This is a genomic window from Oleiphilus sp. HI0128 (assembly GCF_001635365.1).
This window is the reverse complement of the sequence record NZ_LWGG01000135.1, coordinates 1-10,630: the sequence shown is the minus strand read 5'-3', so window position 1 is coordinate 10,630 and position 10,630 is coordinate 1. Positions and strand designations below refer to the sequence as shown.

General features: G+C 45.8%; 10 protein-coding genes. 7 read left to right on the top strand and 3 right to left on the bottom strand.

From position 1 onward, the window contains the following. The 3 genes from A3763_RS01790 to A3763_RS01780 form a co-directional block, all read left to right on the top strand. Positions 1–234: hypothetical protein (locus A3763_RS01790; protein WP_231872069.1), on the top strand; the 234-nt coding region annotated here is incomplete at its 5' end. Beyond that, positions 224–2,557 (top strand): EAL domain-containing protein, encoded by a 2,334-nt coding sequence (locus A3763_RS01785; protein ID WP_068633857.1) that lies wholly within the window; start codon positions 224–226, stop codon positions 2,555–2,557. The genes A3763_RS01790 and A3763_RS01785, both read left to right, overlap by 11 nt. A 104-nt stretch (positions 2,558–2,661) precedes the next feature. Further along, positions 2,662–3,855 (top strand): hypothetical protein, encoded by a 1,194-nt coding sequence (locus A3763_RS01780; protein WP_156494821.1) that lies wholly within the window; start codon positions 2,662–2,664, stop codon positions 3,853–3,855. A gap of 55 nt (positions 3,856–3,910) precedes the next feature. Here A3763_RS01780 and A3763_RS01775 read toward each other — a convergent pair whose 3' ends face one another. Together A3763_RS01775 and A3763_RS01770 are read right to left on the bottom strand one after the other, a co-directional pair. Further along, positions 3,911–4,927 (bottom strand): medium chain dehydrogenase/reductase family protein, encoded by a 1,017-nt coding sequence (locus A3763_RS01775; protein ID WP_068513341.1) that lies wholly within the window; start codon positions 4,925–4,927, stop codon positions 3,911–3,913. A gap of 82 nt (positions 4,928–5,009) precedes the next feature. Then, complete coding sequence (locus A3763_RS01770) at positions 5,010–5,624, bottom strand: hypothetical protein (RefSeq protein WP_068509688.1); 615 nt, start codon at positions 5,622–5,624, stop codon at positions 5,010–5,012. A gap of 257 nt (positions 5,625–5,881) precedes the next feature. Here A3763_RS01770 and recQ point away from each other — a divergent pair, with 257 nt between their 5' ends. Then, the gene (recQ, locus tag A3763_RS01765) at positions 5,882–8,080 is read left to right on the top strand and encodes a DNA helicase RecQ (protein ID WP_068633861.1); all 2,199 of its coding nucleotides are present in this window, start codon (positions 5,882–5,884) and stop codon (positions 8,078–8,080) included. A gap of 2 nt (positions 8,081–8,082) precedes the next feature. Here recQ and thpR read toward each other — a convergent pair whose 3' ends face one another. After that, entirely contained in the window at positions 8,083–8,598 is a 516-nt protein-coding gene (gene thpR, locus A3763_RS01760) for an RNA 2',3'-cyclic phosphodiesterase (protein ID WP_068633863.1), read from the bottom strand. 202 nt (positions 8,599–8,800) lie between these two features. On the opposite strand from thpR, the gene amrB reads away from it, so the two are divergent. The 3 genes from amrB to A3763_RS01745 all read left to right on the top strand — a co-directional run bounded on the left by amrB (position 8,801) and on the right by A3763_RS01745 (position 10,613). After that, entirely contained in the window at positions 8,801–9,601 is an 801-nt protein-coding gene (amrB, locus tag A3763_RS01755) for an AmmeMemoRadiSam system protein B (protein WP_068513332.1), read from the top strand. A gap of 29 nt (positions 9,602–9,630) precedes the next feature. Then, positions 9,631–10,185: an AmmeMemoRadiSam system protein A gene (amrA, locus tag A3763_RS01750; RefSeq protein WP_082880337.1), complete on the top strand. Its 555-nt coding sequence runs from the start codon at positions 9,631–9,633 to the stop codon at positions 10,183–10,185. A gap of 71 nt (positions 10,186–10,256) precedes the next feature. After that, positions 10,257–10,613 (top strand): hypothetical protein, encoded by a 357-nt coding sequence (locus A3763_RS01745; RefSeq protein ID WP_156494819.1) that lies wholly within the window; start codon positions 10,257–10,259, stop codon positions 10,611–10,613. Positions 10,614–10,630 lie beyond the last annotated feature (17 nt).

Genomic DNA, 10,630 nt, shown 5'->3' with positions numbered 1-10,630 from the left:
ATCTATGTGTCACCATGGCCTAATTATGGTGTGAGCGATGAAAGCGGCAAACTTACCTTTTCTCAGACAGCTGAAGAACTGCTCATTTGGCATCCTCGCTTAGAGGGGAAAGCCGGTTTAGTTAGAAAAGCTATCGATAGTAAGCATGAAACAGTCACGATTACCTTGAAGCTCAAAAAGGAAAAGACGCGACGTCAGTTCAGAGCGTATAGAAGGGATCGCGATGATTATTGACTTGAGCTTGCGAAAAAAAATCCTACTATCCTTTTTAAGTTTAATTATTGTCTCGTCGATTATGACGATTTCGGCAGTGTTATTAGCGACTAACAATAGTGTCGCTGAGCAGGCGAGAGAGAAGCTCGTCGTAGGTCAAAAGGTTTTTGAACAGTTACTGGCGCTGCGAGGTAACCAGTTGTTCGAGTCTGCTGAGGTACTGACCTCAGACTTTGGTTTTAAAGCCGCTGTGCTGGATCAGGACCGTTCAACTATTGGCTCAGTGCTCGACAATCATGGGGCTAGAATAGGCGCTGACTTGATGATGATCGCCTCACTCGAAGGTGACTTGATTGCCAGCACAGGTAAAAGCCAGAACTTCCCCTTTAAGCACTTGTTGTCAGAAGCAGAGGAAAATGGCGGTCTGATGCAAACCGTTGTATTAGATGGCTTACCCTACCAAATTCTGATGTTGCCGGTACTTGCGCCGGTTACGTCTGCCTGGACAGCCGTAGGTTTCCAAATTGACGATAAGCTTGCTCGGCAGTTAAAAGAGCTGACAACGCTGGAGGTGAGCTTTTCGGGTTGGGATAGCAATGAGCGCCGCTTTGAGTTGTCGACTCTGGATGAGCAGACTAACGCAGCAATGAGGGTCTATGAAACTCAGGGTGACTGGTTGCACATGACATACCAGGGAGAGTCTTTTTTAGCGCTGGTGACTTCATTGGTGAAGGCTGATAATTATCAAGTGAATGCGGTATTGAGTACCTCCTTGTCTTTGGCTATTGCCAAATTTTCACCACTAAAAATCCATATACTCATTATTGCATCCGTTGCATTGCTACTATCGGCTTTTATTGCCTTTATTATTGCCCGAAATATTACACGACCGGTTAATACGCTGGTGAGTGCGGCAGAACGAATTAGCCAGGGTGATTATAAGGGAGAAATTGATTTTGATCTTTTTAAGAAGAACGAGATAGGTAAACTCGCTAACAGCTTAAGTCATATGCAGCGGGGCATCGCTGATCGAGAAGACAAAATTCTCTATCAAGTCTTTCACGACACTTTGACGAGTTTGGCTAATCGCGCTTCGATACAAGAGAAGATTGAAACCCTGCTTGAGCAAAGCGATGGTGATTCAGACATATTTGCACTGATGCAGGTGAATGTTCGTCACTTCAAACAAGTGAATACGACCTTTGGTTATCATATCGGCGACCAGCTTCTAATTAGTATTGCCAAGCGCCTTTCTTCGCTGATGGGTGAGGATGATAGTGCTGCAAGGCTGGGGGCGGATGAGTTCTTGTTATTGCTCAAGGCAGATACAGAACCAGAAGTATCTGCACGAGCGAATCGAATTTTAGAAGCGATTATTGAGCCCTATCAAATAAACGAGCTTAAGCTCCCCATTGCATTTACCTCGGGTGTGGTTTTATATCCACAGCATGGTCAACGAACTGATGAATTAATGAGGCGTGTGGACATAGCGCTCAATGAAGCGAATGAGCAGAAGCTTGCTTTGTTGCTTTATCAGCCAGGTAGTGATGAAAAGCATCTTAAGCAAACGCGCCTGGTCAACGATTTGAAAGAGGCGATCGATCAAGATTCCTTATGCATGTTCTATCAGCCAAAGCTGGAGCTTAAGCAAGGCAAAGTCACCCAGGTTGAGGCATTGATTCGTTGGATTCATCCCGAGTTGGGCTTTATCTCACCTGAAGAGTTCATTGGTCTTGCTGAACAGTCTGGCTTGATGCCACCGCTAACGCGTTGGGTGATTGCTAGTGTATTGCGTGAAGCCGCTGCTTGGAGAACTCAAGGGATAGACCTAAAAATGGCAGTCAATCTCTCGGCTTATGATCTGGCCAACGATGACCTACCCGATTATGTGGCGCAAGAGCTTGAGAAAAACGGCCTCTCTACTTCTTCGCTAATTCTTGAAGTCACCGAAAGTGCGATGATTGATAACCCGGTTCAAGCCCTAAAAGTGCTTAATCAATTAAGAGACCAAGGGATTATCTTGGCGATTGATGATTATGGCACAGGCTATTCATCTTTGAGCCAACTTAAAGATTTACCCGTAGACGAGCTAAAGATCGATATGGCCTTTGTTTTGAAACTGGATGAAAGTAAATATGACCAGGCTATTGTCCAGTCAACGATAGACATGGCTCATCAGCTCGGTTTAACTGTCGTTGCTGAAGGGGTTGAAAACAGAGCGTCTTGGGCCTTACTCGAAACATGGGGATGCGATAAGTTACAAGGTTACTATATCTCTCGCCCACAAAACTCGGCAGACTTTGTTACCTGGTTTAAAGGCTATGATGTAAACAGTGAGTACTAGCATTATTTTTTCGATGAACAAGGCTAAACAAAGCATTCAGAATAAAACACTCTTCAGTTATCTGTGCCGCCTTGCTTCTAGTCGCTTTGATCAGCAGCGCACTTGTGCATGCAAAGCAGAATAGCCCACACCGCTTTATCGGCAATGTGACGCTTGTTACCAACTATCAAGACAGCGGAAATACATGGCTCAATGGTGGGCTGGGACGTTTTGGACAGGGTGACCAGGATAGCTCGGTTTCAGGCCTATTTGAATCAAATATCGAGTATCGGTACCGGCCTTCTTCTGCCTTTCAATTGAGTACTCATATCCAAGCACAAGGTACGAGTAATGATAGCTCCGTTCGCTCTCTTGGGGTGATAGAGTGGAGCGCAAGGTATCGTCATGATATCGACTTCAATCAAGCGCTTAGTGTTAAGCTGGGCCAGTTTTTCTTACCGACCTCAATGGAAAATATAGATCGCTTCTGGGAATCCCCTTATACCATTAGCTACTCTTCGCTCAATAGCTGGATAGGTGAGGAGTTTCACCCTATCGGCTTAGACATGTCTTATCGTTATCATTTTGATAGTGGGCCAGAGTTATCGGCAGCTGCAACGATCTTTGGTGGTAATGATTCAATGGGCGCTTTGTTGGCCTATAGAGGTTGGACTTACGGGCGTCAGCGCACGGTATTGGGTGATGTATTGGCCTTGCCTGAGCTCAGCAACCTTCAATACGGGCAGATTTTTGCGGGGCAGCGAGATGACGGTACTAAACCTTTTGGTCTAGATCTTGATGGTCGGCCAGGGTATGCGCTGAGGTCATCACTGGCTTTGGATGAGCTGAATATAAAGCTCACTTGGGTCGATAACCGGGGCGATACGACACTTCTACATGCAGAATATGCCTGGAAAACCCGCTTTGCTATGGCTGGCTTGGCTTGGCGTATTAGTGAGGGCTGGGAGTTCTTATCGGAAGCCTCTCAAGGCAGCTCTGAAATGGGAGCGGGTCCTGGCATTGATATAGATTTCTACAGCCTGTACGGCATGTTTTCCTACCGTCTGAATGACTATCGAATCAGCTATCGCTATGACCAGTTTGGTATTGATGACCAAGATCAGATGGACCAAGAAAATAACGAGTTTGGGCGTAGTCATACCTTAGCGTTAATGTGGCAGGAAGAAGACAGTGCGCTGCGCTTAGGGGCGGAAGTCTTGTTCCTTAAGGGTAAGCGATACCGCGTACTTGAGGGCCCGCAAGTCTATCGTGACAGCGATTCTATTAGTGTCAGTATGTTGGCTCAGTATACCTTCTAGAATATGCGAAGGCTCAGCAAGCCAATAAATGGAAGAGCCTTGCTTTCATTGTGAGTTAGGGGACTAAAATTACTTTACCAATATTCTTGCGTTGCTCGATATGCTCATGCGCTTTGGCTGCATCCTTGAAGGAAAACGTGCTATCGACATGAGGCTTGATCCAGCCTTCAGCATAGCCTTTTAGTATCTCTTTCATCCAGATATCAATCTTCTTATGTTCATGCCATAAATGCCCCATATTGACACCATATACGCCTTTGTTCTGATCCATTAAACCAAAAGGGTGATAAAAAGGTGTTTGCACAATCATCTTAAGCATATTCAACTTGCCTTTGATTCCCGAGTCGGACACAGAGGAAATACCAAACATGCCTAGTCGGCCGGTGTTAGCTAAGGCACTGTAACTTTTTTTCAGGTTATCGCCGCCAATAGGGTCTGTGATCAAGTCGACACCGCGGCTATTGGTGAGGGCGAGAAGTTCTTTCTTCCAATCCTGGGTACGGTAATCTATTGCGTGATCCAAGCCCTTTTCTTTTAAGAACTTGTGCTTCCTTGAGCTAGCAGTACCATAAATTGTAGCGCCAATATGCTTGGCGATTTCCAGTGCAGCAAGACCGACACCACCTCCCACATTGTGAATGAGAACGCTCTCATGAGCTTGTAAGCCTCCCATCGCGACGAGTAATTGGTAGGCGGTAAGGTAGTTTACGGGGATTGCTGCTGCGGCTTCGAAGGAGAGCGTTTCTGGTTTATCAAATACTTGTTGTAGGGGCACTGTGACTTGCTCAGCTTGGCCGCCAAAGCGTGTTAAGGCGATAACTTCCTTGCCTAGCCAGGATTCATCTACGCCTGTGCCGATAGCATCAATGACACCCGATACTTCATAGCCAACGGTACAAGGCGTTTTCGGCGCATCAGGGTAGAGGCCTTGTCGAGCCAAAATATCAGCAAAATTCAATCCCGCAGCTTTCACTGCAATACGAACTTCCTTATCACCAGCCACCAGGTCGGCAGCCTCTTGAACTTGTAATACATTTGCTTTCCCGCTATTGCTTATGATGATTTTTTTCATGATGCGCTCCTTGAACTTGACTGGTGCTAAAACTAACTCAGTTCAGAGAATGAGAAAACCCTTACTTTTCGGAATGGTGTTTTCAATAATCTGGTTCAAACTCGAATGAAGCGAAAAGTTGGTCTGCGTAGTTTGTTAGTTCAAGTGTTGCTGCGTGAGTTTCATAGCGTCGGCTTAGCGTCGTGCTGATTAGTACGTTTGCGAAGCCGGGGTGAGGACAGGTCAGGGTGATACTGTCTATCAGCGCTGGGCCGGGCTTTGCTCGACCTCGCCAGTCTTCGCTATTACTGGTTTGACGAATGCATAATTCGCCATAGCGTGTATCAATGGCTTGTGCCTGGTGATGGAGGACTAAACCTTTTGGCTGCCGTTCTAATTGCAGGTGGCGCTTTAGTGCCTGTAAGTGCGCGTTGGCACTCGAATACATACCGCTTCTTGGGCCGCGAGTTAAGGTGACTAGAATGGAGTAACTATCGTCTTGGTTTAATTGGCTGAGTTTCAGACGATGACTTGTGCCATATACGACTGCAAACCAGGGTGTTTCTGTAGGCACTTCAAAAGAGAAAGTAAAGCCATCAACACGCTGACCGGGTTTAATGTTGGTCTGATCAAAGCTGGCGCAAGCTGATAAAAACAGTGCTAATAGGACTATTGAGCGCTTTATTATTAGCGTTATTGGCTTATAGGAAGTTAGCATCTGCTTACTTTAGCATTTAGGAGGTGTTCCATCTAGTTTAGTTGCCAGAATGGCGTTTAATATTTTGGCCTATTGTAATGTAAATCGTGTTGGCCGACTTTGCATGCGACCCACTATATTTGCTAGGCTTCTCGTGAATTCAATCATTAGCAAAAGGAATTTGCGATGCCGATAAATTGGAAAGACCTGCCCGACGTGTCTCCTCATGATGCCCAAAGGGAAGTTAAGAATCACAGCCCCTTTCAGGAGAACGACCTATGAATATGGACACGGCGCTTCACGCCCTAAAATCTTACTTTGGCTATGATGCCTTTCGCCTCAATCAGGCGGGTGCCATCGAACGTACACTTAAGGGCCAGTCTAGCCTGGTGATTATGCCTACCGGTGGTGGTAAGTCTATTTGTTACCAGCTGCCCGCTGTCATGCTGGACGGTTTGAGTATTGTTGTCTCACCTCTTATCGCACTAATGCAGGATCAAGTCTCAGCACTTCAACTTAGCGGTATTCAAGCTGAGGCGCTAAATAGTGCCTGCAGCAGTGATGAGGAGCAGATGATTCGAACCCGAGCGGAAAGTGGTGCACTTAAGCTTTTATATGTATCACCCGAACGCGCTGTTTCAAGAGGTTTTTTGAATTGGGTGAGTCGTTTGAATATCGTGCAAATTGCCATTGATGAAGCGCACTGTGTTTCAATATGGGGGAATGACTTCCGTCCTGAATATACTCGCCTAACCGAGCTGATACGTTTGTTCTCCAATGTGCCGGTAGCCGCCTTGACTGCAACCGCAGATACTGCGACACAGCAAGATATTCGTCAGCAACTAGGCTTGGTCAACTGCGAGACCTTTGTATCCAGTTTTGAGCGTAAAAATATTGAAATAGAGGTCTTGCCAGCTAAAAAACGAATTCAGGTGATCTACCAGTTTCTGCAAACGCAAGGCAAGGAAGCCGGTATTATTTATTGCTTGAGCCGCCGCAGTACCGAAGAAACGGCAGCGAAATTACGTGATGCCGGATACATTGCCGAGCATTATCACGGAGCGATGAATAGTGAACGTAGGGCAGAGGTGCAAGACAAGTTCTTGCGTGATGATATCCAGATAGTCTGCGCTACCATCGCCTTTGGTATGGGTATCGATAAACCGAATATTCGCTGGGTAATTCACTATAACCTGCCAAAAAATATTGAAAGCTATTATCAGGAAATGGGCCGTGCCGGGCGAGATGGCGAAGAGGCCAAAGCGCTACTGTTTGCAGGTTTTGGTGATATGAAAACCCTGACAGGCTTTATCGAAGATAGCGATGCCGATGAGCGCTTCAAACAAGTGCAATTAGCCAAGCTTAGCCGGCTTTGGGAGTTTACCCAAACGCTTTCTTGTCGTACCAATTTTGTTCTGAATTACTTTGGTGAGCATCGAGAAGAAGGTTGTGGGCACTGCGACCACTGCATTCATCCACCCAAAAGCTTCGATGGCACAGTCATCGCTCAGAAAGCCCTGTCTGCTTGCTTTAGAGTTCAGCAGCGCAATTTGGCTGTAGGTATTAATATGTTAATTGATATCTTGAGAGCTTCATCGAGTCGCGCGGTATTGGAGTCGGGTCTAAATACTATCAAGACCTACGGCGCAGGTAAGGACATCGCCTGGAAAGACTGGTCTCACTACATTACACAGCTGATTGATCGCGGCTATCTATCACTCGACTTTTCTCAAGGCAGTACACTGCATCTGACGGACTTATCGATGGCTGTTTTGAAAGGAGATAAGACAGTTCAGCTATGTGAGCCTGTAGATTCAAAAATCAATCAGGTTGAGAAAAAAGTGAACAAGCACGCCGATCTTAGCGAGGCTGAGCATCTTTTGTTTGAGGCATTAAAAGGGCTCAGAAAAGAAATTTCGCAGAAGGATAAAGTTCAGGGCTATACCGTTTTTTCAGATGCAAGCTTAAAAGATATGTCTCGGCTTAAGCCTGGGAACTTAGCCGCCTTCTTGACGGTCAGCGGTGTGGGGGATCATAAGTGTGAGAAGTATGGTGAACCCTTCGTTGCCTTAATATCCAGATTGGTTGATGAGAGTGATCGCTTACTTATTGATGGGCCTGTGCGGAAAAAGTTGCCGCCTAAACCTGCGCGTAGTGACTTTACTATGGCGAAACTAGGCGATACGCATCGAGAGACCTTTTCGCTCTATCAGCAAGGGCAGTCACCCAATGAGATCGCCAAAACGAGAGGTTTAAGTAAGTCTACGATAATTAGCCATATATATCGTCTGGCTTTTCATGGGGAAGACGTTGATGTCAGTACGATGATATCGCCAGAACAAATAGCGGGTATTCAGGCACAATGGCTAAGCTTGAACAAGCCTGAACGAATCAAACCAGTATTCGAGGCCTTGGGTGAGGGCTATGACTGGGAACAGATACGTTACGCGGTATGTTTGAGCGATACAGAGGTTTAAACCTAGTAGCTCTCTATAATGTCATAGTGCAGTTGCCCGCCTTTATTATGGCTACGATATAGGTGAAATTGATTAATCTGGTAAGGCCAGGCGATGGGCTCTTGATTGACGAATGCGTCGATATAGGCCTTATCCATACTGTGCTTACAGTGCGCCAACGTGATATGTGGGGTGAACAGACGGGAGTCGATTTTGATGCCCGCTTCGCGTAGTGAGTGGCTAATCATTTTTTGCAGCCGAGCTAAGTCATCATTCAGGGCGAGCCCGAGCCATAAAATGTTCTTACTCTTTTTAGGGGAAAAGACTCCGGTTTGAGTGAAGTGAGTACTAAAGGCATTGAATTGGATATTCTGCAGTGCTTGGCTGACCACCTTAGGCTCTGCTTCACCAATAAACTGTAAGGTCATATGCAAGAGTTCAGGGCGAAGTAAGCGAGCGCCCTCAGCTGTTGGCGGCTGATACTGTAACACTTCAGCTTGTGTTGTATTTGATAAGGGGGTTGCGATAAAGAGCCTCATAGCTTTTCCACTATTCATTATCTTGTGAGAAATATCCCGGACAGTCTGCGCCACATGCCGGGCACTTAGCTTTGCCTTGATTCTGCTAGCTAATTACTTTTTCCTTTTATCAATGGCCTCTATACTTATCAGTATTGGGGTTAAGTTTGTCAATCTCAATGTGCCGAGTCGATTTCCCTTGCACAAACGGAGGGCTTCACCTATGAATTTGAGTCGTTCTCCTGCCGTGGCAGGACAGTTTTACCCGTCCAACCCGCAGCAGCTGCGCGCTAATATTGATGACTGTATGAAAATCGCCTTGTCGGTCTTGCCAGAAGTACCGGCAGCTCAGCCAAAAGCGATTATCGTGCCTCATGCAGGGTATATCTATTCAGGTGCGGTCGCTGCCTCGGCTTACGCGAGTTTGCTACCCTATGTCGATAAAATCAAACGAGTCGTTCTCTTGGGGCCATCCCATCATTATGGTTTTAAAGGTTTGGCCAGTAGCCACTTCCATAGCTATGAGACTCCCTTGGGAATGATCGAACTTGATTACCTAGCGACCCAAAAACTTGAGCTTAAGGGGCTAGCTCAAACGCTTGACCAGGCCCACCTTCAGGAGCATAGCCTCGAAGTTCAATTACCTTTTCTACAAGCGCTATTAGGCGACTTCAGTTTGCTTCCCTTAGTTGTTGGAGATGCGGATAAGCATCAGGTTGCCAAGGTGATTGATTCCTTATGGGGTGGCGAAGATACCTTGTTTGTCATCAGTTCTGACCTGAGTCATTTTCTGAGCTACGAAGTCGCTAGTAAAAAGGATAGCAAGACTGCCGAAGCTATCGACACGCTTCAGGCAGACTTGATTGAATATGACGATGCCTGTGGCCGAAACCCGGTGAATGGATTACTTCAAATAGCACTAAAACGTGATCTGACGCCGCATCGCTTGGCACTGTGTAATTCAGGTGATACTGCTGGAGATAAAGATAGAGTGGTTGGCTACGGTGCTTGGAGTTTTTCCTAAGCTAGCGTATTTATAAAAGGAGAAAGGCCTTGAATGAACAGCATCAGCAGCAACTGATCGCTATAGCACAAGCATCTATCAGGCATGGTTTAGATCACGGTAGGCCTTTGTCCGTTCAAATGGGTGACTATGATGCTGAGCTAGTAAAAGAGTTTGCCAGCTTTGTTACATTGAAAATTAGCGGAGAATTACGCGGCTGTATAGGTTCTCTTCAGGCTTATCGGCCTCTAGTGCTCGATATTGCAGAGAATGCTTACCGTGCAGCATTTAATGACTCCCGCTTTTCGCCTATGTCACAGAGCGAATACGAGAAACTCCAATATCATATTTCTGTACTAAGCACCCCAGAGCCGATGCAGGTGAATTCAGAGCAAGACTTACTATCTCAACTACGTGTCGGTATAGATGGCCTGATATTGACGTTAGGTAATCGAAGAGCAACTTTTCTACCCTCTGTCTGGGAGCAGCTGCCAGATAAGTCTGATTTTTTAAATCACCTTAAAGCCAAAGCTGGATTGACGTTGGACTATTGGAATGAATCAATAGAACTTGAACGTTACACTGTAGAGAGTTTTGGTGATTAGCCCTATAGATAAGGATCTTATTAAGATAGTATTTATGACTGTTCGCAATTAAGCCCTGCCGGAGAGTCCTTTTGTTATCATCACTTTTTTCTAGAAAGCGTCCCAACAAAAAAAACGACATGCTGAATGAAGGTCTTCAGTTAGCCATGGCTTTTGGTAAGAACTGGCAGGTATCAACACAGGAACGCTTCGCTAAAAAATACCCAACTCTCTCGGCCACGGAACTGGACGAATATAATCAACTGTTTTTATCAGCGCTTAAATACGCCCATGACACAGCTTTTGTTTTGGCGACCAACTTTAAAGCGCATAACAATATCGAAAAGTTTAAGGAAATATATTGCGCAAAGTACAACTGGGTGTCAGAAGAAAATCTAAAGCCTTTATATAAACAAGGGCTGTATTATGTCGAGCGACAATTGGGCTAAGAGTAAAAGCAGGCGTT